Consider the following 22,775-nt stretch of genomic DNA (forward strand, 5'->3'; position numbering starts at 1 on the left):
TCACCGGCCAGTGTTTCGACCTGACCCGAAACCAACAATCCCGCTCATGACAACTTCGGTCCCGCAAACCAGGGTGCTGGTCGGCCTGCTCGCGCTCTTGAGCCTGATCGGCTACATGCTGCGCTCCAACATCACCGTCGCCCAGGAGCTGATGGTCCCCGACCTCGGCCTCTCCATGGCGGATATGGGCCTGATTACCGGGCTCGGGTTTCAGCTCGCCTACGCCCTCTTCCAGGTTCCGGCCGGGGTGCTCGGCGACCGCTTCGGGGCCAAGCCGATTCTCGGCATCTCGATGCTCGGCATGGGCATCGCCTCCCTGGCATCGGGCCTGGTCGGCGCCGCGGGAGGTGCCTTGATCCTGCTGTTTGCCGCACGTTCGCTGCTCGGCGTTGCGCAGGCGGCCGTCTATCCGGTCGGCGCGATGGCCATTCGGCAGCGGGTACCCAGCCAGCATCAAACCACCGCCACCGCGATCTTCATCTCAGCGGCACTGCTCGGCTCGGCGCTTGCTCCGCTTACCCTGGCCCCGCTCACGGCCGCCGCCGGCTGGCGCCCCGTCTTTCTGGTGAGCGGCCTGATCGGACTGCTCGGCGCCGCCGCCTGGTTTGCCTTTGCCCCAGCCATCCCGCGTCCTGCGGCCGTGACGAGGCTCGGTACGCAGATGCGGAATGCCCTGGCGCTCTTTCGGGACCGCGACGTCGTCCTGCTGTCCCTCGCCTACCTGCTCCACTCCGCGGTCTTTTTCGTCTTCATCTTTTGGTTCTTCCGCTACCTCATCGACGCCCGCGGCATGAGCCTGCTGGGCAGCGGTGTCTGGGGCAGCATTCCGCCGCTCACCGCGTTCCTGCTTGCGCCGGTCGGCGGGATGCTCGCCGACCGGCTCGGCCGTCGCTATCCCACCGGGCGAGCCCGACGCTACGTCGCCGTCGGCTGCCTCCTCACCGCCGCGCTGCTGGTGCTCCTCGGCGCCAACCTGAGCGATCCCGTCGTCGCAATCGCGGCGCTCTCCCTTTCCGTCGCCGCCATCAACGCGGCCGAAGGACCCTTCTGGGTCACCATCACCGCGCTGGGCGGGAGCGCACCCGGCGCCGCAGCAGGAGTCCTCAACCTGATGGGCAACCTCGGCGGAGTCGTGTCCATCTGGGCCGTTCCCCACATGCGAGACGCCCTCGGCTGGACTGCCCTGCTCGCGGTCTGGGCCGGCGTGGCCGGCGTGGCCGCCCTGCTCTGGCTCCTGGTGCGCGTCGACCGCACCAACCAGCCTAACGTCGAGGCGCCGGCGGGGCCTTGACGAAGGCCACGTTCTGAGTGCGAGCCGCGCTCAATCGAAAGCCCGTAACCTGCCCCCGACGGTCACGGTCAGCATCGATCCGGACCCAGCCGACCATGAAGGCGTCCGGACCAATCGGCCGCCACTGCACCGGGTCACCCCAGCGGGTTCGTGCGGTGACGGTATCGCCTCGCGCCTCGACCACGGTCCAGGTATCGAGCTCGTCGCTGACGTAACGCCCCACGTACGCCGCAGCCTGCCGGGCAGTAATCGGTACCGTCTCGGGCTGCGCGGGCGGACCCGACGGCGACGCCTCAGGGGCAGGTCCCAGCTTACCAGCCAGATAGAGATCGGCGACCTGATTCGTCAGCGCCGTCGGATTGGCCGAGCCATCGTTGCACAGCACAGCCACCGTCAGCCGTTCCGATGGAAAGCGGACCAGATTGGTGCGAAAGCCGAACATCGCGCCACCATGCGCGACGGTCGCGAGCCCGCGATAGGTTCCGGGCACCAGGCCGAAGGCATAGGTGGCCTTGGCGCTGTCCAGCCCGCCTGGAGTCTGCACCCGGTCGATCAGCGCTTGCCCACCGCCCAGCCGGTTCTGATAGAAGTTGTTGTCCCACTGCAGCAGGTCGTCGATCGAGGAGAGGAGTCCGCCGTCGCCTACCAGCGCATAACTCGAGCGGATGGCACGGTATCCCTCCGCACGGCGATCGTAGCTCTCCGCTCTGCCGGGAACGATCACGCTGTTGTCATCATGAAAGTGGGTGCGCCGCATGCCGAGCGGCCCGAACATCTTGGCCTCCGCATACTGCCGCAGCGACATGCCCGTCGCCCGCTTGACGATCTCGGCCATCAGGATGTAGCCGGAGTTCGAGTACGAGTATCGGGACCCGGGCGCAAAGTCGAGCGAGCGCTGCCGGGAGATCAACTCGATAGCCGCCTCCTGCGGGATCTCGTCGGTAAAAGGCCGCCCCGACAAGCTCCAGAGACCGAGATAGTCGCGAATCCCGCTGGTATGGTGGACCAGGTGGCGGACCCGGATCGGATCCGTGTACGCCGGGAGCTCCGGAACCCACTTCCGCACCGGATCCTCGAGGGAGATCCCGCCCTCCTCAGCCAGCAACGCGATGGCAAAAGCCGCAAACTGCTTGGACACGGACGCGAGGTAAAACACCGTCGAAGGAGTAATCGGAACGCCGTGATTCAGGTCGGCCATTCCGTAGCCCCGGCTGTAGGCAATTCGACCGTCCTGAAAAACCCCCAGGGCACAGCCGGGGGTGGTCGTATGATCATGCCGGGCAAAGATTGCGTCGACCGCCTTGGGATCGGGCCCCTTCCCCTGGGCGCTCAGTGCCCCTCCAGCAGCAAACAGGCCCAGCAGGCTCGTGGCGAGGAGCTTCATGCGAATCTCGGCGGGATTTGAGGTTGGTATACAATAACGAATCCAAAAGGCTAAGTTCAAGGCAAGCTTCCGGTACATCCTTGCCAATTCACCGAGGTTTTCCGATGCGCCTGCGCCTCTTCCTGCTCTTCCTTGCTGTCGTTGCCGTTGCCCCGGGGGCAGCGGCCCAGGGAACCGACCGTTTTGCCCCGGTTCGGGCCACGATCAAGCGGATCCTGGACTCCACCGGCACCCCGTCGATTGCCGTGGCCGTTTCCAAGGACGGCAAGGTCATCTGGGAGGAGGGGTTCGGCTGGGCCAACCGGGAAAAGCGGATTCCGGCGACCCAGCACACCATGTATTCCCTGGCTTCGATTTCCAAGCCAATCACGGCAACGGCACTGATGGTCCTGGTCGACCGCGGCATCGTCGCCCTGGACAAGCCGGCCAATGACTACCTGGGCGTCGGCAAGATCACCAGCCTCGCCGGCGACGCCTCGGGAGCGACCGTGGCCCGGGTGCTGAGCCACACGGCCGGCCTGCCGCTCCACTATCGGTTCTTCTACAACAACCTGCCCTACGGCGCCCCGTCCATGGACGAGGCAATCGGCCGCTACGGCAGTACGGTCTTTCCCCCGGGACAGATCTACGAGTATTCGAATCTGGGCTACGGCATCATCGACCACATCGTGGAGCGGATGGGCGGCCAGACCTACGCCGATTTCATGCGCAACGAGGTCTTCCTGCCCCTCGGCCTGACCCATACCACGATCGACATCGGTCCCGGCCTCGAGGAGTACGCCGCCGAGCGATACGACGGTCGGGGTCGCCCGGTGCCGTTCTACGCTTTCGACCACGCTGGCGCATCTGCGGTGTACTCGAGTGCGCACGACCTGGTGCGCTTCGGGATGTTCCATCTCAAGAACAAGCTTCCCGGCCAGCGCCAGATCCTCAAGCCGGAAACGATCGACCTGATGCAGCGCCCGATTGCCCCGGCCAACTACGGTCTGGGCTGGAACACCAGCAGCGATCGGGGCCACCGCCGTTTCTCGCACACCGGCGGCATGCCCGGGGTCTCGACCGTCCTCCACATGTACCCGGATCAGAACGTCACCATCACCGTGCTGACCAACGCCGGGCCGAGCGGACTGATCGCGCAGGAAATCGCGGCCGTGATGCTCCCCGGCTACGCCGATTCGCTCAAGGCGCAGCGCGCTCAGGCAACTCAGCCGCCGCGGCGTGACTTCACCCCGTCCTCCGATCTCGTGGGCGAATGGACCGGGACGCTGCGCACCTGGCAGCGAACGGTGCCACTCCGTCTGCTGATCAAGCCCGATGGTGACGTCCACGTCTGGCTGGCCTCGCAGCCCCGCGCCATTCTCAACAACGTGTGGTTCAACAACGGGCGGCTCTCGGGGCGGTTTGCGGGCACGATCCCGACGGACGACGCTCAGCTCTGGCGTCATGACGTGCTGCTCGGCCTGCTCCACGGCAATGGAACGCTGCGCGGCCAGGCAAGCGCCATGTCGACCGACGAACTCAATATGGGATCGATTGCGTCGTACGTGGACCTGCGAAAGAACTGAGCTTTGGAGCGCACGAAAGGCGGGCGGCGAGCCAATCCTGCTCACCGCCCGCCCTTTGTTTTGGCAGATCCGCAGCCGCTACCGGCGCGGGAAACGTTCCCGATAGATGTCGACGAACTGACCGGCCAGCTCCCGCGCCGCAAAGCGCAGCGCTTCATCGAGCTCCGCGCGTTCCACGATGTTGGATCGCGACGGGCCTTGCCAGATTACCGTCCAGGCAGGCACCCGTCCGAACTGGTCCCGGTAGCCGAGTTCCAGATTCATCACAAAACCGACGCCGAACCGGGCCCGCCCCGCCCCGGTGGCGAGCCGCACATCGAGCCGCAACACGCAGCAATCGTCGGCCCGTGGATCGGAGAGCTCGTACAGCACATCGGCACGACGAAGTTCCTGGCGAATCACCTCTTCGAGCAGCCGCGCCGAGCGGCCGTTGTCGCCCGCGCCGGCCACGTCGGCACGAACCGACAGCGATTGCAGCTCCTCGACAGCGTCGCGGGAATAGTTGATCTGCGCCTGCAGCAGGCCGGGACCCGCCAGGCAGGCGACCAGCCCGAAAATCAGTCGCGTACCCATACCCCAAGTATCGGTAGAAACCGGCCTCACGGTTAGCGGATGCCTACCAGGCCGTTGACCGACTCGATCAGTTTGGCCGAGTCGTAGCCGACGCCGTCCTTGAACACGGTGACGACCCGCCGGATGGCAGTCGGATCGGCGGTCGGATCGCCCCGAATCACAACGAGATCGGCGACCTTGCCGCGCGCAATGGTCCCGAGCTCGGCGTCGACACCCAGAACCTTGGCCCCGTTGGCTGACATGATCCGGATCGCATCGACCGGCTTGAACCCGGCTTCGACCAGGAGTTCGTAGTTCCGCTGATCGCCGTAGCCGGGCAGCGCGCCGCCGTTGCCCGTCGGGTCGACCCCTGCCGCGAGCAAGCCGCCGGCGTTGACGAATGCCACCTCGTAGGCCATGGCTTTGCGGAGGCTCGCCTCGGTGCGCCCCTGCCCAGGTTGTTTGGCAATCCGCTCGCGGGCATCCAGATACTCGCGCTTGACGTCCGGGCTCATCGCGTCAAGAACCCGTTGTTCGAGCGGCGGACGACTGGGAACCGAGATCTCCATGACCGCGAGGGTCGAGGTCATCGGCACCGCCTTGTCGATCAGCGCCTTGAAGGTCGCCTGAGCCGCCGGGCCCTGGGGGTCGAAGTCTCCCATCAAGGCAACGTTGCGCCCCGGGCAGCGATCAGGCTGCTTGGCCGGATCGTATTCGAAGTTGGCCAGCAGGCCGTGCTCGAGTGCATCGATGCCCGCCTCGACGGCCTCCTTGTAGCCGACCGAGCAAAGATGCCCGGTGACTTTGACGCCCCGAGCATGCGCCGCCTGCGCAACCGCACGCAGGTTCTCTCGGCTGATTTCGGTGTAGACCTTGAACCAGGTGGCGCCCTCATCGGCCCAGTAGTCGACCACCCGCTTGGCCTGCTCCGGCGTGGTGATGTGCTTTCGCTCGACCACCTGATCGGGACCGGTGATGTACGGCCCGCTCACATGCATCCGGGGGCCCGGTACCTCGCCCGCCTCGATCTGGCGCTTGAGCGAAATCTCCGCGTACGGCACGATGCTGCCGGTGGTGCGGATCGTGGTTACCCCGGAAGCGAGGTAGAGGCGTGGCGCGCTGACCGACAGCTGCGCACGACGACCTGCCGAGGTGGTGTAGAAGGTATGGTTGTGCATCCCGACCAGACCCGGAATGACCGTATGCCCCGCGAGGTCGAGGACCCGGGCTCCGGTCGGAATCGTGACCGAGCCGCTCGGACCGACCGCGCTGATGCGGCCATCGGCAATCAGGACGGTCTGATCGGTTGCCGCCGGGGCACCGGTGCCGTCGACGACGCGCACTCGCGTCAGGGCAACCACCGGCGCATCGACTGATACGAAGGCGCGAGTCGTCTCGGACAGAGAGGGCCGGCTTTGGGCCAGCAGAGGCGCGGCCACACCAAAGGCGGACGCAGCCAGGAAAAGGCGGATCATGGATCTCTCGCTCGGGAGGGGTCCCCGGAAACCTAGAACACCTCTGGCCGAGGGCAACCGGCACCGCGCGGCGGCGGGGCACCGGTCGTGTGCCAACGACCCGGCTCTAAAGAATACCGTCCAGGTACAGGTCGAACCGCCACCCGGTCGGCGAGCGAAGGCCACGGGCCAGGTCCGCACGAATCAAGCCGTCGAGAAAGCTCGCCCCCACCCCCGCGCTCAGCAGCGGGCGACCCGACCAGAACTCGGCGCGCTGTCCCGCCCAGCCGATGTCGCTGAACAGCGACAGGCGCACGGCCGGAAAGCTGTTGGCCACTTCGGCCCGACCGGTCCAGAAGGATGGCCCTGCCATCACACCGCCGTCATAGCCCCGCAGGGTGACCGGCCCGCCGAGGTAGAACCAGCTCTGCACCGGCGAGGTGCCTTCCGTCGTGCCCGCCGACAGAGAGGCTCCGAACGCAAGCGGGCCCCGCGGCGTGACCCAGCTGCGGAGCGTGACCGATCCGCGCCCGAACTTGTAGTCGCCGGTGGCACCCTCGACGAAGGCTTCTCCGCTCACGCCGACCTGACGGGACAATGCTCGCGACCCGCGGGCCCTGAGGCTGCCACCGAACTGATCCGCTCGATCGGCGACAATATTGGGCTGGTACGCGGCCTCGGAACCGAGCAGATGGCGAATCGAGAAGTCGGTTTCGACCCTGGCAACCCGCTGCCGCTCATAATAGACTCGGCTCTCGAGCCAGCCTGCACCAACCGTCTGGGTCGCTTCGACCCCCTCGGTGCGGAAGAACTGACCGTCATCCCGGTGCGTGAACAGGCCCGCCAGGCTGTTCATGACGCCGAACGGCCGAGTCTCGGGGTTGGCGGCGGCCAGGCGGCGATAGACGGCGATCCTGCTGTGATCGCCGATCGTCGATCCCGTGCTGACGCCCACCTCGGCATTGAGCCACCCGTCGGCCACGCCGATCCGTGCGCGGCCATCGACTGCCAGCTTGCCGAAGTCCGCCCGCGCCGCGACGCCGAGAGACACGGCCTCGATACGGTTGAAGCGGGCATGGCGAAGCAACTCGGTTGCTCCGTAGGGCAGTTCGAGCCGCGCGGCCCAAGGCGGACCGGGTAGGCGACCGATCGAGGCGGCCAGCCCGCGCAGCTCGTCGTCGCTGATCAGGTCGCCCATCGAGAGAATTGGCTCGCCGAGCGCAGGGCTGTTGATCAGCTGGAGCGTATCGTCAGGCACCGCAACGACCAGCACCGAGTCGTCGGTAAAGCGATGGCGGCAGTCGGCCACCTTCTGCCGATACGCCCGGCGTCCCTCTTCGGATCGCATCGAGCGATCGTCGCGGGCCTCATCGATGCACTCCCGCACGACGCGGCGCACGCTGTCGGCATGGGCGCGCCGTGTCGCGGAGTCGATCGGGATCCCCGCAGCTGTCGTGTCGGGCTGGCGCCGGGTTCCGGCCGGCCGGAAGGTACTGGCCGGATCCGGGGGCGTGCCGCCTTCGACCTCATAGTCGGTGTAGACCTGCTCCATCCGAATCGGCATGTTGAGCCACGAGCCCATGGTGCCGACCGCATCGATGGCGGCGTAGCGCAGCATCCACCAGCGCTCCTCGTACAGCCCGTACTCCAGGGTGACGTACTTGACCTCGCCCTTCGGATTGACCCAGCGGGGCACGTCCTCACGGTCTTCGGCCGAGATGTCCCGACGAAACTCGAAAGGGCGGGCCGGGCGAAAGATCATGCGCACCAGGCCGTGGGTGTCGCCATCGAACCAGAGCGCGCCCGACATCAGCCGCCAGTCGGAGCGGCGGGGTATGACCTTGAGTTCGAGCAGGCGGATTCGCTTGCCGGATGGAAGCGCGATGACGGTGGAGTCGCCCATGGCAAAGCGGTAGTCGTGCTCGCCGCCCTCGCGCAGCGGATAGATGAACCCCTCGTCGTCCTCGCCTAACCCGGCAAAGCGCAGCACATCCTCGGCTGGATTGATGACGAGTTCCCGAAGCCCGCTCTGCAGGTCCTCCGGGACTTGGTCGCCGCGCAGCGCGATCGGGACTCCCTGCCGGGCTCCGACGACCTCGATCCGGCTCGGCCGGTCGCGGTACCATTCGATGTTGGCCGCGAGTTCCTGGCGGAACAACATCCGATCGCGCCCGACGGCCCGCACCCCCACCCCGATTCGCTGCGACACACTTGCTCGGTAGGACGTGACCAGTCGCTCGTTGCGATCCCGGGCCGCGCGGGCCCTCGACACCAACTCCGCAGTTGCGGCGTCGGCATAGCTGTCGGCGGGAAGGCCGGCGCGAACGGTGTCTTGAACCAGGAGGACGGACAGGAGGGCAACCGCAGCGAGCATCGTTCAATTCCGGCAGAGACCCCACCCATACGGTCGGGGCCCCTCCCGGGTTTCGTTTCGAAACAGGTTATCTCACCTCGAAAACCGCCATCATCCCCGACTCCATGTGCTCGGCAATGTGGCAGTGCATCATCCATCGGCCGGGGTTCGACATTTCCACCAGCAGGTCGACCGTACCGCCCACCGGAATCAATGCCGTGTCCTTCCAGACCAGATTGGTGCTGGGCACGTCATTGTGCGTCAGGATCAGAAAACGCTGACCATGCAGATGGATCGGGTGCGACATCGGGTGCAGCGAGGTACGGTCGTTGCCGATCCGGATCTTGACCAGGTCGCCGACTCGGAACCTCCAGTCGACCGCCATGTTCTCGTTGCCGGTCTTGGCATCCCGAAGCACCCACTCGACCTGCTTGGCCGTCGGCAGCCAGTCCATCATCGGCATGGTGCCGGCCCACTCCACGGGGTGCGAATACATCACATCGCGCCGCAGCATCTGGAGCAACCCGAATGGCAACTCGCCCAGTCGCAAGGTGAGCAGAATCTCGCGATCCGGCGCCCTGTTGATCCAGGCCCGATAGGGGGCGACCTCGGTCACGACATCACGATTGGTCCGAAGGGTGCGATACTCCCGGTCGTAGCTCGGCGTGGCGGGCGCGCCGGCGACCCGGATCACACCCAGGGTATCGTGCTCGGGAAAGAAGACCCCAATGTTGTGGTCGATCCCCTGCACCTGGTTCATCATCGGGTACTCGCCGGCCTTCGGAAACCGGACATCGACGATGTATCGCTGGGCCGGCGCAATCGGCACACTCTCGGTCCAGCTTTCCCGCTCGTACCGTCCGACATCCGCCCCGACCAGCTTCATGGTCGCGCCCGGAATGGTCCAGTTGAAGGTGCGGGTATTGGACGCGTTGGTGAGGTAGAAACGAACGATCTCGCCGGGACGAGCCTCGAAGCGATAGTTGGTCTCGCCGTTGACGAGGAAGATGTTGCCGAAGCGGCCCATCAGGGCATGCGTCGCATGCTCCGCACCGAACGGCACCAGCCCCTGATCGCCGAGCAGGAGGTCATCGAGCAGCAGGGTTTCTTCCCGATGCGCCGGGCCGAACGCGTCGGGGCGCTTGGGATGCACCAGGATGTTGCCGTAGAGCCCCAGATCCTGCTGAATGTCCTCCCGGAAATGGGAGTGGTACCAGTAGATCCCCGCGTCTTTGAAGTGAACCCGGTAGAGATACTCGCCCCCGACCGGCACCGGATCCTGGGTAACACCCGGCACGCCATCGCTGCGGTTTTCCAACCGGATTCCATGCCAGTGGACGGCGCTCGGCTGATCGAGCGCGTTGCGGAACCGCACCATGACCGTGGCATTCTCGGCCACCTGCAACAGCGGACCGGGATACTGCCCGTTATAGGCAAACATCACCAGCGTCCTGCCGTTGATGGTCCGCCGAACCAGCGAGGCCGTCATGACCAGGGTGTCGCCATCGGCGAGCTTGAGCAATTCCCGCGGCCGTGCTTCAGGCAGCAAGCGGGCATTCAGTCCAGTGCCCGGGAGGTAGGGTGTCGCGGGAGGCACCAGTTCATCGACGCCGGGCATCGGCATCATCGGGAGGCGCGGATTCTCGGGAGGCATGAACCACTGCGCCGGCGGCACGGTATCGCCCCCGACCGCGTGGCCGTGGCCGTGCGCGCCATGGCCGTGGTGCACCATCGAGGATGAGTCGGGCGTGCCGGCCAGCATCATCATCGAATGCTGCTGCATCCGGATACTCGGTGACATTCCGCGCAGCACCAGCCGACCGGATCGCTCGGTCACGTCGCCCGACGCTTCGGCGGTGATGAAGACCAGGAATTTGTCGTCATCGATCTCGCCGATCGGGGTCCGTCCGTTCCTGACCACACCCACCTTGCGCATCGGATCGAGCGAGGGCGGCGTAACCCATGCCACGTAGGCCGTGTACGGACCAAGTGACGACGGCGGGGGCAGGTTCTCGATCACGACGGTGGCGTCGTACCGCTGATTACCCGCCGCCGTCACCACCACATCATAGGGAGAGTCCGGACGGCCCAGTTCGACCACACCTTTGACGTCGGGCACGTCGGGACGAGGAATCAGGTCGAGGCAGTAGAGATCGGTGCTGGGACGCAGCCCGACCGAAGCATCCTCATCACACAGCGGGCGGGGAGCCGGCGCCGCCACCCCGCCAAGAGCCAGAACACAGCTACCGAGCACAACAGCGCGCAACCATCGTCGGGGCCTGCCGATCATCTCACACTCCGGTCGAACGTCGTCAAACGAGCCTCACGGCGCTCGATTGAGGTACTTGGCGGGAATCGGGTTGCTGCCCGTCTCGCTGTCCCAGAAGATGGAGACGATGTAGTACCGCGTCCCATCAGTCAGCATTTGAATGCTGTTGATACCGCGCGAGAACGGCTTGGGGTCCTCCAGCGTCCGCTTCGAGTCGTAGCTGCTGAAGGCGTGAACTACGTTGCCAAACCGTTCTTCGACGCGCCCGATTTCTCGCTCGAAGAACCCACTCTCCTCCAGCCGTTTACCGGCGACTGCGGCATACTCTTCCGGCGACCAGATCGACGCAATTCGGCCCTTGCCCTGCTGGTCGCGGCCAGTCGGAATCAAACGTGCCCCCGGCGCAAAGAGCGAGCGGAAACGATCCCAATCGCGCACCTGGCCGGCCGGCCCCGAGATCACGTCATAGAGGGCCTTGATGATGGCATCGACCGATTCGACATCCCCGGTCTTAGCCGGCGGCGGAGGCGGGGCAGCCTGCCCAAAGCTGGCACCCGGTGCCAGGGTGGCCAAGGCCCCCGCCGCCATCAGCGAATAGAGAAAGGCTCTCATCGGTTTCGTCGCTCCTCACAGACCGGGAAGTCGCCCGCAGCACTCTGCCGCAGGACGCCGGCGCAATCTGCCGAGTTCCGCGACGGGACGCCAGAGCCAGTCCACTGTTATTCTTCAGGCCTCCGAACTATCCCCGGTGACAGCCATTCGTACCGACGTCCGCGACGAAATTCTCGGCCTCGAGCCCGGCAGTCTGTGGGCCCGGTTTCGCCAGCCTGGAGGCGGGCGGGCGTTGCTCCGCCTGGTTGGCGCAGCCGCCTGGACGGTGCTGCTGCTGCCGGTGCTGATCGTGGGGATGGCGATTGCGAGCCCGCGGGCGGTCTGGCGTCGGCGCGCTCGCAATCGGATCGTCCGGCTTTGGGCTCGGGGCCTCGCCTGGATTGCCGGGATGCGGATTCAGGTCCTCGGCCCCCCGCCCGCCCCCCCCTTCTTCCTGGTGGCCAACCATGTCAGCTACGTCGACATCCTGCTCTTGCTCGCTACCACCGAGACGACCGTCTTCGTCGCCAAGCGCGAACTCGCGGCCTGGCCATTCCTGGGCTACCTGACGCGCCTGGTTGGGACGATTTACCTCGATCGGGCCAGCCGCCGCGATGCGCGGCGGGCGGTGGCCGCGCTGGACCATTGCACCCGGTCGGGCGACGGCGCGATTGCCTTTCCCGAAGGCACCAGCTCCGACGGCGCCACGGTCTATCCGATGAAAGCCGCGCTGTTCGAGTGGGCCGCCGCCGACGCCCGGCCCGTCCGCACCGCTACGATCTACTACCAGACCGCGGTGGATGCGCCGCCAGCGCGAACGGCGATCTGCTGGTGGGGAACCGCGCCCTTCCTGCCCCACCTGATCGACCTCTGCCGGCTGCGCGGCTTTGCCGGCACGGTACATTTCCACCATCACCCGATCGTCGGGGCCGATCGCGCGGAACTCGCCAGTCGCGCACGTGACCGGATCGCTGAACACTTCGTTCCCCACGTTGAATCACTCTCCTCATCGGAAAGCGTCCGGTATGTCCACTCCTCGCCGTGAATTCCTCGAGCGCCTGGCGGCTGGTGCCGCATTGACCGTCGGCCTGGGCGGCCTCGACCCCGACGCAGTCCAGGCACAGACCGCCCAGAATACGACCTGGGACACGCGCTGGCCGGATCGAATCAAGGGCTCGCATCGAGCGGTGTTTGATGCCTCGGAACTCGAAGGCGGCGCGGGCGTGCTGCGCGCCATCATTTGGCGGATGCAGTACATGGCAACACTGGGCATCGACGGCTCAGACCTCACGGCCGTTGCCGTCATCCGCCATTCAGCCATTCCGCTCGCGATGAGCCAGGCATTCTGGGATCGCTACCAGCTTGGGAAGAAGCTCAAACTTAAAGATGCTTCGACCCAGAAGGTCTCCAACGTCAATCCAATCCTGCTGCCAGACGATCGCCTGCCGCCGACCTGGAAGGGCTTGAACCTGGACGGCCTGTTCGCGACCGGAGGGCTCGCCCTCGCGTGCGACCTCGCGCTCGGCTCGCTGATTTCGATCGTGGCCAAAGAGGACAAGCTGGAGCGCCCCGAGGCTCGCGCTCGGGTCGTCGAGTCGATTTACCCGGGCGTCATCCTGCAACCGTCCGGTGTCTTCGCCGTCATTCGTGCCCAGGAAGCAGGCTGCCAGTACATCCGCTCGGCCTGACCGCCAGCCCTGGATACGAAACGGGGGACCCGGCGGTTGGCCGGGTCCCCCGTCGCGTTTGCACCCTCGGTCAGCGGCCGGGATTGAAGAGAAAGAAGTCGTACGCGGCGCGCGCCGCCTGCGCAATCGCGCGCTCCTGGGCCGGTGTATCGCGCGTCGAGCGCTTGACGAAGGCGCTGACCACGACATGCCCGGCGTTGTTCGGCAGTTCGATGATCCCGACATCCGCCGCGACACCCAGCCCGAGTGTTCCCGTCTTGTGGGCGACTCGTACGTCGGGGGGCAGCAACCCCTTGATCCGGGCGGCCCCGGTTTCGCAGCGATACATGATGTCGAGCAGCAGCGCCGTGCTCGCCGGACTGAGCGCCTCACCCTTGAAGACCTTCCGCAGCAGCGCCGTCATCCCTTCCGGCGTCGCCGTATCGCGCTTATCGGCATAGAACCGGTCGACCGCCGCCTTCCGTTCCTCCTCGGTTTGCGGCCGAGGCAACGTTCGGAAGAGGTCGCGGCTCCACTCCCCCTCCGGGGGCAGACCGGTGATTCCAACGGCATCGGCAATGAGATTGAGTGTCGGACGGTCGGCCGACACGCCACGCACACCAAGTGCGGCCATTCGGGCATTGACCCGTTCACCGCCCCCTACGACCCGAAACAGAACGTCGGTAGCGGCATTGTCGCTGATCAGCATCATCAGCTCGAGCAGGTTGCGAATCGAGAGCGCAACGCCCGGGGCACCGAAGAGTCGGGTCAACGTGCCGCTGCCGGGGTGCATGTCACTCGCTTCGAGCGCAATCATGCTGTCGAGCCGGATCCGCCCCTGATCGACCTGATGGAGCAGCTCTACCGCGAGAGGAACCTTGACCGCACTGGCCATCGGAAAGTGATCACCGGCGCCTACCATGATCTCACGCCCGGTTTCGATGTGATGAATGCCGACACCGAGCACACCACCTGAGATCGGCGCGACCCGCTCGATCTCGGCTTTGAGGAGATCGAGTCGGCCATCTTGAGCAACGACGGGCGCGGCGACAGTGCCAAGGGCAACGGCCACGCCAACGGTCCGAAGGAGGGTCCGCATACGGGGCTTCCTTTGAGAAGGGATCGGAGAATCGACACTGCGGTCGAGCGGTGCCGAATAGTAACCTCCGTCCCTACGGCGTCACGAACAGCGTGGCCCAGTCTCGGCCCTGCCGCGCCACCGCCTTGAGATGCAGCAACCCGGCCGTCGCATCGAAGAAGTAGCGATCACCACTGCTGGCATCGAGTTCCGCCAGCGAGGCTGCGGCCGGGATGGTGGTCGTGGTGCTGTAATCCCGATAGACCCGGATGCCAGCTCCCAGGTAGGGTAGCGACACACGCACCCAGTCACCCGGTGCGAGTCCGTTGGCATAGACCTGAGGCTTGGTGGGCAGCGCCGTCCGGTACACCACGCGATAGCTTCGACGCGCGGGCACCGTGGCCGAGACGTGGTACGCCTGGCCCGGCACCCCGATGTAGCCCGTGGTAGCGCCGTCGTCGCGAACCAGATCGAGCGGTGCGACGGCCGCCTGATCCGCCGACCGGAGCCGAATGTTGACGTAGGGTCCGGTGCACACGTGGGCGTTCCAGCTCGCATCGAGCCGGCAACCCGGGGTGACCATGACATTGGCGCGTGAAACGACGGTCTGACCGGCCACTCCGGTCAGACTGCCATCCGAATCGAGCACGACCGACGCTTTGTCGCCGTCTTTGTCGTCACGGGGATTCTCGAAGAAGAGCCGGTTGGCGTTCACAAATGCCAGCTGCGTACCGAAGTTGCGGGGATTGACCGGAAAACCATTGGCTCGATTGTAGCCCAGCGCGCTCATATAGTTCGAGCCGCTCGGCATGAAGTTGACGAAGGTGACTCGCTCCGCTCCGACTCGGCCATCATAGAACTCGTAGCCCCGGACCGGGAAGTTGGCCGTGAAGGCGGTGGCCGAGTTGTCGGTGCGACCGACGATCAGGGCCGACTCCAGGAAGGACTCGCTCGATGCAAAGGTAGCGCCGATATGATTGTCACTCAGCACCGCACCGGTCAGCTTGTGACCGGTTCCCCGAAGCCAGACCGCCCGGCCCGTATGCTTGTAGCCGACGAAGTTTCGAAACACGGTCGTGACCACGGCGGAGCTCGTGTTGCCTGGCGTCTCGCGGGCGGTGTGATGCGCCGTTTCGACGGTACCGTCTGGCCTCGGGCCGTGATCGACGTTGAGACCCGTGTTACGGTTCGAGTGCGCCACATTGTCCGAGAATTCGCCGAGCGGGGTCTGCCGCGGCAAGGCCGGATGACCGGACGAGAGCCCAGTTGGTGAAACCGGCAACGCGAACCAAAAGCCGAAGCCACGGGACCCCGCCGCGACGTTTCTACGGAATACGTTGTCAGGGTTGGTGATCCAGAACGTCGCCGGGTCGTTGTCGGACGGCAGCACCCGGTCGGCCGGCTCCGGCCGGCGCGTCACGAGCCCCAGGTTGTCTTCCAGGACGTTGCCAGTCTCGGCGCCGTCTTCCAGAAAGAAGGCGTGGCCCAGGTTGTCGTAGCAGATATTGCGGGAAACCTTCAGATCCTGCGTGCCATGAATCGTGAGGCAGCGATTGAAGGTCTTCCAGACGCTGTTGTTCCGGAAGTACTGTCCGTCGACCGAGCCTGCCATGTGCCAGTGCATCGGGTAACGGGCGAGCTTGCCCCTCTGACCCATCCGGGTGAACTCAACGCCCTGGACCCTGGCCTGGGCGCCGGCATTGACGACGACCTGTCCCCCCGACCCGGTTGCCAGACTGGTCGAGTCTCCCTGAATGACGATGTTGCGGCTGAGCAGCCCGACCTCGCCGCGCTGATCGACCGACCGGCCCTCGATCTGCTGGACCACCCCCCAATGACGGTATCGAAGGGCAGGCTGGAACGTCACGGTGTTGCCCTGCACAGCGGTGATGACAACCTCTTCCGCCTGGAAGGGATCGAAATCGGTCGATGCCAGAACGATCCGGTCGCCGGCCCGCCAGTCGAAGGTACCGGCCAACTGCAGCTGCGTTACGCCCGGTTCCGCCGTAGCACTCAGTTTGGTCCAGGTCGTCCGCAGCTCCCCATGCAGATCTAGGGTTCCGCTCAGCACCGCGAGCACACGACCGCCCATACCCTGCACGTCCTCGGTATCGGAGCCGGTCAACGTGATGGCAGCCCGATGGGTGTAGGGCGCATCCGCGGTGCCGATTCTGAGCCCGCCGCGCACGACGATCCAGTCCGCCGTCAGATTGAGATCCTGGCCGTCGAAGTGCAGCTGGCCGTCGATCGTCAGGCTGCGCAGCGCAGGGGGAGAAACGTCGAGCACCACCACCCGGTCGGCGGGAATCGTCACCGACTCGCCGAGCACCGGGACCCGGTTGCCGGGCCAGATCGACGCGTCGGACCACCGGAGGGCACCCGCGGGTGAGCCGGGCGGTGGTTCCATGTGCTCGCGTTCGGTTACACAGGCACCCGTCAGGGTGACGAGGAGGACGGCGTGACGAACAGGGGATGACCGAACCATCGACCACTCCGGCTCACGAACAATGTCAGACCGGAATCGCGCTCAGCGAGGAGACTCGATTCCGACAGTTGGGATCCAGACCCGTCGGAGTGGTCGCACGTTTTGCGCCGCCCCGTTACCAGGACAGCGGTTGCAGTCGACGAGCTAGGCCGGGCTTCCCGAGCGGCTATCCGCGCAATCCTTCGCAGCCCGGACCTCATTCTGGCGTCCCGACAGCAGCGTCTCGGTCTCTGACTCGATCGGCGCCCACCAGGCATATAGCACGATGCGAGGCCGCTCCGGGCGGGAGCCACCGCGCGCCAGCGTCGGCAACTCAAACGGCAGGGGGATGGAGGTCATTTGCGAAGTCCTTGGTGAATGTCTACGTTCCAGACAACCGACCCCCCTCATCACCCCGTCGTGACTGCTATCGCTCCTCGTTTCGTGGCATTGTTGCCGGCATGATCGAGCTTCGCACCCTGGGTGCGGTCGACCTTCGTTCTTCGGACGGGGCCGAGCTTCGCGCCGTCCTGCAGCAGCCCAAGCGGCTGGCCCTGCTGGTCTATCTGGCGTCAGCCAAGCCCGGCAAACTGATCCGTCGCGATTCGCTTCTGGCCCTGTTCTGGCCCGAGCTCGACCAGGACCACGCCCGGGCCGCCCTGCGTCGGGCCCTCTACTTTCTCCGTCAGGCCGGCGGCCCCGACCTGATCGTCAGCCGAGGTGACGAGGAAGTCGGGGTTGCTGCCGACCGGATCTGGTGCGATGCCAACGCCTTCGACCTGGCGGTCGACGAGAACCAGTTGGAGCGCGCGCTGGAGACCTACCGGGGAGACTTTCTCGACGGCTTCTACGTGCAGGGTGCACCAGAGGCCGAAGCGTGGCTCGACCGAGAGCGGATCCGCCGACGGTATGATGCGGCGTTGGCCTCCTGGCAGCTGGCTCGGGCCGCCCTGCCCGATCTGTCGGCGGCGGCCCGGTGGGCTCAACGGGCCATCGAACTTGCCCCCCAGGACGAGGACGCCATCCTTGCCTACCTGCTGGAACTGGAGCGCCGGGGCGAACGGAGCCTCGCCCTCCGCCTCTATTCCCAGGCTGCCGAACGGATTCAGACCGAACTCGGTACGGCACCGCATACGAAGCTGACGACCGCTGCCGACCGGATCCGCAATGCCGGACCGGTCGCCGTTGTCGCAACCGCTCGCGACGAATGGCTGGTGGCCGTCTGCCCCTTCGTGGTCCGCGGGGACCCCGGGTTCGCCTATCTCGCCGAGGGCATGGTCGACCTGCTCAGTACCAAACTCGATGGCACCGGCGCCCTCCGGACCACCGACCCCCGCACCGTGCTCCAACTGGCCGGCCCCACGGCGTCGACCGGAGCCGACCTCGCCACCGGAGCGCGGATCGCCGAGCAGCTGAGCGCCGGCTTGTTCGTCATCGGCACCATCGTGGAGAGCGGTGGGCGCCTGGAAGCCAGCGTCGGGCTGCACCAGGCGGATCGAACCCTGCGCGCCCGGGTCGAGGGCCGCACCGAAACCGAAAGCGGGCTCTTCGATCTCGTCGACGAGCTGATCCGTCGTCTGGTGGCCGACTTCGACCAGTCCGCCGCCGGTCGGTTGAGCCGGCTCGCTGCCCTGACGACCAGTTCGCTTCCGGCGTTGCGCGCCTACCTGCAGGGCGAACACGAGTTCCGGCTAGGGCGACACCTCCAGGCGCTCGACCTGTTCCGTCGTTCCACGGGGGAAGATCCCTCGTTTGCGCTGGCCTACTATCGATTGGCCTCTTCTCTTGCCGCGAATGCGCTGATCGGCCCGGCGCGGCAGGCCTCTGCCGACGCCTATCGGCACCGCGATCGCCTGTCGGATCACGACCGCCTGCTGCTCGAGGCCCAGCACGCCTGGCTCCATGGTCACACCGGCGAGGCTGAGCGTCGGTATGTCAGCCTTACCATGGCGTTTCCCGAGCACGTCGAGCCCTGGTACCTGCTCGGCGATCTGCTGCTCCACGCCAATCCATACCGAGGCCGCTCGATTGTCGAAGCGCGGGAACCGCTGGAACGTGCGCTCCGAATCGACAGCGCGCACATCGGCGCCCTGACCCAGCTGGCTCGCCTTGCCGCTCTCGAAGGCCGGCGCGAGGACCTCGCGCGACTGGTCGACCGCGCCCTCGAGTTGAGCCCCACCGCCGATCAGGCCTTGGGGCTCGATGTGCTCCGGGCCTTTGCCCTCGGATCGCCTGCGGAGCAGCAGGCCGTGGTCGAGGCCGTTGCACGAGCATCGGGACTCGTGATTGCGAGGGCGTTTACCGATATCACGCTTTATGTTCGCGACCTGGCGGGTGCCGAGCGCCTGGCCGCCGCGGTGCTGCCTGCGGCCCGGTCGAACGATTTTGCCGCGCTGGGCAACATCATCCTGGCCCATCTCGAGCTCGCGCTGGGCCGCGACGACGCCGTGACAGCCCGCCTGGCGACGGCGAGCAGGCTCGAACCGGTCTGGGGTTTGGAACTGCGGGCCTACTTTGCGGCTCTGCCGTTTGCGGATACGGGGAAAGAGGCTCGCGACCAGCTCGAAGCCGAGCTGCAGTCCTGGAACGCGGACGGTCTGCCAGCAAGCATTGCGCCGCCATTCGTGTTTCACGACGGGCTGCATCCGCATCTGCGCAGCTATCTTCTTGGCCTGCTTGCTGCGCGTCGCAAGGACGCCGCGGCCGTGCGCCTCGCGGCAGAGACGCTCTCCGAGCTGGCGGTGCCGGCCGGCGCCGAGGCCATGACGGAACAGTTGGGGCGAACGCTCGATGCCCTGGCGTGGCGTCTCGAAGGCCGGCCCGGCGACGCGCTGGCCGCACTGGAACGCCTCAAAACGGATGTCTGGTTCCAGTACGCCGTCGGCTCACCGTTCTTTGCGGGAACCTATCAGCGTTTTCTGCGCGCCGAGCTGCTCGAGCAGGTCGGGCGCGTCGATGAGGCGATCCGATGGTGGGAGACGATTGCCCAGCGCTCGCCGTTCGAATTGGCTTTTGCCCCGGCCGCTGCCAGCCGTATCCGGCAGGCTGCCTCACCCCAGGTGTCATCATGAGAGCAATCATGCAACGCACGACGGCCAGCCTCCTGATCGTCGCTATGCTGAGCGGATGCGCGGGCTGGCGCGCACAGAACGCGCCGGTCACCGAGGTCGTGGCCCGAAATCCTGATGCGGTCCGGGTCAGTACGGCAGACTCGTCCGGCATCGTGGTGTTCAGTCCACGAATTCAGAACGACACGCTGACCGGGTTTCCGACAGACCTCGCAATCCAGCGGGTCACCGTGCCCGTCAGTGAGATCACCGGCGTCGCGACCCGGTACAAGCACATCGGCAAGACGCTCCTGGCCGGGATCGCGATCGTGGGCGGCATTGCGGTGTACGGACTGCTCCAGAGCCTCAACGGGGTCCGGTAGCCGGGCGCCGTCAGCGAGCGTCTCCCGAGCGGAGCACGCTGGCGGGGTCGACAGCCAGCGCGCGACGAATCGGGCCCAGACAGGCGACCACCGCAGCGAGCAGCACCGCCGCGGCAGCTCCCATCATGCTCAACGGGTCGGCAACCCCGACTTCGAACAGAAACCCGCGAACCGCTCCGCCAAGCAGCGGCACCAGAAGCGCACCAATCGCCAGCCCGGCGGCCACCGGAGTCAACGCGTGGCCAAACGCTCCCCCGGCGACGCGAATCCGAGACGCGCCAAGCGCCAGGCGAACCCCGATATCGCGGGTGCGGCCGAGCACAATGAAGCCCACGACGCCAAACAACCCGACCGAGGCCAGGACCAGGGCAGCAACCGCAAAGGCGCTGAGGCCAATCGCGCGGAGCCGGGCGGGCGACAGGGCGTCACTCAGGAGCGCCGAGTAAGGCACGCCGCTGAAGGGCAGGTCAGGCTCGAGCCGCGCCAGCAGATCGCGCGCGGCGTTGAGGATCGGTGCGGGGGCGCCGCGGATCTGGACCACGGCGCTCACCAGTCGATACTGCGGTCGCTGCGCCAGGGGAAAGTAGACCGCAGCAGCGGCCGAAGCGCCCGGCCCGTCGTGACGCACGTTCCCCACGACCCCGACAATGGAGGCCCAGCCTTCGCCAAGCGACTGGTCCATCCCCGGCATCCTGACCTGCCGACCGATCGGATCGCCCGGCGTGAGGTAGGCGGCAACGAACGCCTCGTTCACGATGGCGACGGGAGCCCCTGCTTTGCGGTCCTCAACAGCGAATTCCCGCCCGCCTGCCAAGGGTACTCCCAGCGCGCCAAAAAGACCTGGACCGGCAATCCGGTAGTCGGCGACCGCGCCCGATCCGTTCAGGGCGGAGGGATGGCCCTGAATCTCGACCGTGCCGTTCGATGATCCGCTCCCCATCGGGACGGCCGTGGCAAGCGCTACGGTGGTGACTCCCGGTATCGCGGCAAGCTCCTGGCGGATCGCCTCGAACAGCTGCTCCCGACGGTCGAGCTCGGCGTAGGGCGATCCTGCATCCGAAGGAAGCGGCAACGGAATCACCAGTCGGTCCGTCATCTCGAACCCGAGCGACTGATCGAGCATCCGCGAGAGACTGCTGCTCAGCAACCCGGCGCCGACCAGCAGCACGAAGGTCACCGCCACTTCGACGCCGAGCAGGCCTTGCAACGCGCGGTTGGGACCCACGATCCGGCTGCTGCCTCGCTCTGCCGTGCCGCGCTCGACCGCGCGAGCCGCCCAGAGCGCGGGCAGCACGCCGGCGAGGATACCTACGCCGACGATCAAGGCCACCACGAACACGAGGAAGGTGAGGTCGACCGGGACCGTGCGGACGAAGGGCAGCAGACTCGCGACGGAACCGAGGAGGATCGGCCTGACGGCAAGCCAGACGAGCAGACCTATCGCCGCCCCCACCACCGTCAGCACCAGGCTTTCGACTACAAACCTGCGGATCAGATCATGAGGCGTGGCCCCCATGGTGCGAATCATGACGAGCTCGTTGCGGCGTTTGGCAGCGCGAGCCAGCAGCAGCGCGGTCAGGTTCAGCACGGCCACCACCAGCAGAAGGCCAACGGCACCCTGCAGCAGCTGCAGGACGCGAGGCGATTGACCGAGCAGCGCATTTCGGATCGGCTCGGCCCGGGCGCCGTCCGCGAGAAACGGGCTGGCCGGTTCGCCGCTGACGATCGACCGCGTGAGGGCCGAGAGGGACTGGGTTGCCGCCTCGATCGTGACGCCCGGACGCAGGCGGCCGAGCACACGCCAGTTGTGGCCAGTCCGGCTCAGGTCCATCGCGAGCATCGGCTCGATCGGCACCCACGCCTGCGCACCGACCGGAAAATCCATCCGGCCAGGCATGACGCCCACGACGGTCGCGCTCGTTCCGTCGATCCGGACCACGGTCCCGATCACATCCGGGTCGGCCCCGAACCGGCGCCGCCAGAGGCGCTCGGACAGCACCACGGCAGGGGCACCCCCCTCGACCGCTTCCTCCGTCGTGAACCAGCGACCGAGCATCGGATCGATGCCCAGAACCGCGCTCAGCTCTTGCGACGCGACCGCCACCAGCATCGTTTCGGGCGTACCATGACCGGTCAGCACTCGTCCCCACACCTGGTAGCCCGCCAGCTGGGTAAAATCAGGCGCCTCGCGCTGCCAATCCCTGAGGTTGGCGCCCGCGACCTGCATCGGGCTTCCCTGCCTGGTCTCGACCACGGTGACGATTCGGTCGACGTCCCGGTACGGCAACGGGTGAAAGAAAGCCGCGTTCAGGATCCCAAACACGGCCACGTTGGCACCAACACCGAGAGCCACAACGACGAGGCCGACCGCTGTGAACCAGGGGTCGTGCCGAAAGCCGCGCAGAGCGAGCCGGGTGTCGCGCCCCCACCGACCCGCCCATTCCCGCAACCGGGCGCGACGCTCGCCGCGGTGATCGATGGCAGCCACCTGCCGGGCCAGCCGGCGACGATCGCCCAACTCTGCCGCCGCCCGACGAGCCGCCTGGTCGGGCGTCAGACCCTGGCGCATCAGCTCCTCCTCCGCCATGGCGCGGTGCAGCTCGAGCTCAGCCTCGACATCCGCCTCGACTCGACTCCTGCCGGTCGCCAGGCGAAACAGGGAACGCAAACCAGCCAT

Annotated in this window: 16 protein-coding genes; 6 read left to right on the top strand and 10 right to left on the bottom strand. The window is 66.4% G+C overall.

Going from position 1 to position 22,775, the window contains the following annotated elements; all coding sequences use genetic code 11:
• Nucleotides 1-46 precede the first annotated feature (46 nt).
• Complete coding sequence (locus KF785_12085) at nucleotides 47-1,291, top strand: MFS transporter (protein MBX3147497.1); 1,245 nt, start codon at nucleotides 47-49, stop codon at nucleotides 1,289-1,291.
• On the opposite strand, the gene KF785_12090 is transcribed toward KF785_12085, so the two are convergent.
• Complete coding sequence (locus tag KF785_12090) at nucleotides 1,263-2,675, bottom strand: beta-lactamase family protein (GenBank protein MBX3147498.1); 1,413 nt, start codon at nucleotides 2,673-2,675, stop codon at nucleotides 1,263-1,265. The two genes, KF785_12085 and KF785_12090, sit on opposite strands and share 29 nt — an antisense overlap.
• Before the next feature lie 104 nt (nucleotides 2,676-2,779).
• Between KF785_12090 and KF785_12095 the strand changes: the two genes are divergently transcribed.
• Nucleotides 2,780-4,240 carry a beta-lactamase family protein gene (locus KF785_12095; protein MBX3147499.1) on the top strand — a complete coding sequence of 487 codons (1,461 nt, stop codon included), beginning with the start codon at nucleotides 2,780-2,782 and terminating at the stop codon, nucleotides 4,238-4,240.
• A 78-nt stretch (nucleotides 4,241-4,318) separates the two neighbouring features.
• On the opposite strand, the gene KF785_12100 is transcribed toward KF785_12095, so the two are convergent.
• The 5 genes from KF785_12100 to KF785_12120 form a co-directional block, all read right to left on the bottom strand.
• Nucleotides 4,319-4,813 (bottom strand): hypothetical protein, encoded by a 495-nt coding sequence (locus tag KF785_12100; GenBank protein MBX3147500.1) that lies wholly within the window; start codon nucleotides 4,811-4,813, stop codon nucleotides 4,319-4,321.
• A gap of 32 nt (nucleotides 4,814-4,845) precedes the next feature.
• Nucleotides 4,846-6,267, bottom strand: coding sequence for an amidohydrolase family protein (locus tag KF785_12105; protein ID MBX3147501.1), 1,422 nt, complete (start codon nucleotides 6,265-6,267; stop codon nucleotides 4,846-4,848).
• Between the two features lie 106 nt (nucleotides 6,268-6,373).
• Nucleotides 6,374-8,620, bottom strand: a complete 2,247-nt coding sequence (locus KF785_12110; protein MBX3147502.1) for a hypothetical protein — start codon at nucleotides 8,618-8,620, stop codon at nucleotides 6,374-6,376.
• Nucleotides 8,621-8,687: 67 nt separating this feature from the next.
• Complete coding sequence (locus KF785_12115; GenBank protein MBX3147503.1) at nucleotides 8,688-10,889, bottom strand: multicopper oxidase family protein; 2,202 nt, start codon at nucleotides 10,887-10,889, stop codon at nucleotides 8,688-8,690.
• A gap of 33 nt (nucleotides 10,890-10,922) precedes the next feature.
• Nucleotides 10,923-11,480: a hypothetical protein gene (locus KF785_12120; protein MBX3147504.1), complete on the bottom strand. Its 558-nt coding sequence runs from the start codon at nucleotides 11,478-11,480 to the stop codon at nucleotides 10,923-10,925.
• Between the two features lie 136 nt (nucleotides 11,481-11,616).
• Here KF785_12120 and KF785_12125 point away from each other — a divergent pair, with 136 nt between their 5' ends.
• On the top strand, nucleotides 11,617-12,504 hold the full coding sequence (locus KF785_12125; GenBank protein MBX3147505.1) for a 1-acyl-sn-glycerol-3-phosphate acyltransferase: 888 nt from the start codon (nucleotides 11,617-11,619) through the stop codon (nucleotides 12,502-12,504).
• Nucleotides 12,485-13,147 (top strand): hypothetical protein, encoded by a 663-nt coding sequence (locus KF785_12130; GenBank protein MBX3147506.1) that lies wholly within the window; start codon nucleotides 12,485-12,487, stop codon nucleotides 13,145-13,147. The genes KF785_12125 and KF785_12130 overlap by 20 nt, the downstream gene beginning before the upstream one ends.
• Before the next feature lie 70 nt (nucleotides 13,148-13,217).
• On the opposite strand, the gene bla is transcribed toward KF785_12130, so the two are convergent.
• From bla to KF785_12145, 3 genes are all read right to left on the bottom strand, one after another.
• The gene (bla, locus tag KF785_12135; GenBank protein ID MBX3147507.1) at nucleotides 13,218-14,225 is read right to left on the bottom strand and encodes a class A beta-lactamase; all 1,008 of its coding nucleotides are present in this window, start codon (nucleotides 14,223-14,225) and stop codon (nucleotides 13,218-13,220) included.
• A gap of 73 nt (nucleotides 14,226-14,298) precedes the next feature.
• On the bottom strand, nucleotides 14,299-16,689 hold the full coding sequence (locus KF785_12140) for a hypothetical protein (GenBank protein MBX3147508.1): 2,391 nt from the start codon (nucleotides 16,687-16,689) through the stop codon (nucleotides 14,299-14,301).
• A gap of 144 nt (nucleotides 16,690-16,833) precedes the next feature.
• Complete coding sequence (locus tag KF785_12145) at nucleotides 16,834-17,028, bottom strand: hypothetical protein (GenBank protein ID MBX3147509.1); 195 nt, start codon at nucleotides 17,026-17,028, stop codon at nucleotides 16,834-16,836.
• A gap of 101 nt (nucleotides 17,029-17,129) precedes the next feature.
• On the opposite strand from KF785_12145, the gene KF785_12150 reads away from it, so the two are divergent.
• Entirely contained in the window at nucleotides 17,130-19,739 is a 2,610-nt protein-coding gene (locus KF785_12150; GenBank protein MBX3147510.1) for a hypothetical protein, read from the top strand.
• A gap of 8 nt (nucleotides 19,740-19,747) precedes the next feature.
• On the top strand, nucleotides 19,748-20,098 hold the full coding sequence (locus KF785_12155) for a hypothetical protein (GenBank protein ID MBX3147511.1): 351 nt from the start codon (nucleotides 19,748-19,750) through the stop codon (nucleotides 20,096-20,098).
• Between the two features lie 10 nt (nucleotides 20,099-20,108).
• On the opposite strand, the gene KF785_12160 is transcribed toward KF785_12155, so the two are convergent.
• Nucleotides 20,109-22,775: an ABC transporter permease gene (locus tag KF785_12160; protein MBX3147512.1), complete on the bottom strand. Its 2,667-nt coding sequence runs from the start codon at nucleotides 22,773-22,775 to the stop codon at nucleotides 20,109-20,111.

Source organism: Gemmatimonadales bacterium (genome assembly GCA_019637315.1).
In the GTDB taxonomy this organism is placed as follows: domain Bacteria; phylum Gemmatimonadota; class Gemmatimonadetes; order Gemmatimonadales; family GWC2-71-9; genus SHZU01.

Excerpts from the sequence above, each read along its gene's own strand:
- KF785_12100 (MBX3147500.1), bottom strand. The coding sequence starts at position 4,813 with ATGGGTACGCGACTGATTTTCGGGCTGGTCGCCTGCCTGGCGGGTCCC.
- KF785_12140 (MBX3147508.1), bottom strand. The coding sequence starts at position 16,689 with ATGGTTCGGTCATCCCCTGTTCGTCACGCCGTCCTCCTCGTCACCCTG.
- KF785_12145 (MBX3147509.1), bottom strand. The coding sequence starts at position 17,028 with ATGACCTCCATCCCCCTGCCGTTTGAGTTGCCGACGCTGGCGCGCGGT.
- KF785_12150 (MBX3147510.1), top strand. The coding sequence starts at position 17,130 with ATGATCGAGCTTCGCACCCTGGGTGCGGTCGACCTTCGTTCTTCGGAC.
- KF785_12160 (MBX3147512.1), bottom strand. The coding sequence starts at position 22,775 with ATGGCTGGTTTGCGTTCCCTGTTTCGCCTGGCGACCGGCAGGAGTCGA.
- KF785_12090 (MBX3147498.1), bottom strand. The coding sequence starts at position 2,675 with ATGAAGCTCCTCGCCACGAGCCTGCTGGGCCTGTTTGCTGCTGGAGGG.
- KF785_12115 (MBX3147503.1), bottom strand. The coding sequence starts at position 10,889 with ATGATCGGCAGGCCCCGACGATGGTTGCGCGCTGTTGTGCTCGGTAGC.
- KF785_12130 (MBX3147506.1), top strand. The coding sequence starts at position 12,485 with ATGTCCACTCCTCGCCGTGAATTCCTCGAGCGCCTGGCGGCTGGTGCC.
- KF785_12155 (MBX3147511.1), top strand. The coding sequence starts at position 19,748 with ATGCAACGCACGACGGCCAGCCTCCTGATCGTCGCTATGCTGAGCGGA.
- KF785_12105 (MBX3147501.1), bottom strand. The coding sequence starts at position 6,267 with ATGATCCGCCTTTTCCTGGCTGCGTCCGCCTTTGGTGTGGCCGCGCCT.
- KF785_12095 (MBX3147499.1), top strand. The coding sequence starts at position 2,780 with ATGCGCCTGCGCCTCTTCCTGCTCTTCCTTGCTGTCGTTGCCGTTGCC.
- KF785_12085 (MBX3147497.1), top strand. The coding sequence starts at position 47 with ATGACAACTTCGGTCCCGCAAACCAGGGTGCTGGTCGGCCTGCTCGCG.
- bla (MBX3147507.1), bottom strand. The coding sequence starts at position 14,225 with ATGCGGACCCTCCTTCGGACCGTTGGCGTGGCCGTTGCCCTTGGCACT.
- KF785_12110 (MBX3147502.1), bottom strand. The coding sequence starts at position 8,620 with ATGCTCGCTGCGGTTGCCCTCCTGTCCGTCCTCCTGGTTCAAGACACC.
- KF785_12120 (MBX3147504.1), bottom strand. The coding sequence starts at position 11,480 with ATGAGAGCCTTTCTCTATTCGCTGATGGCGGCGGGGGCCTTGGCCACC.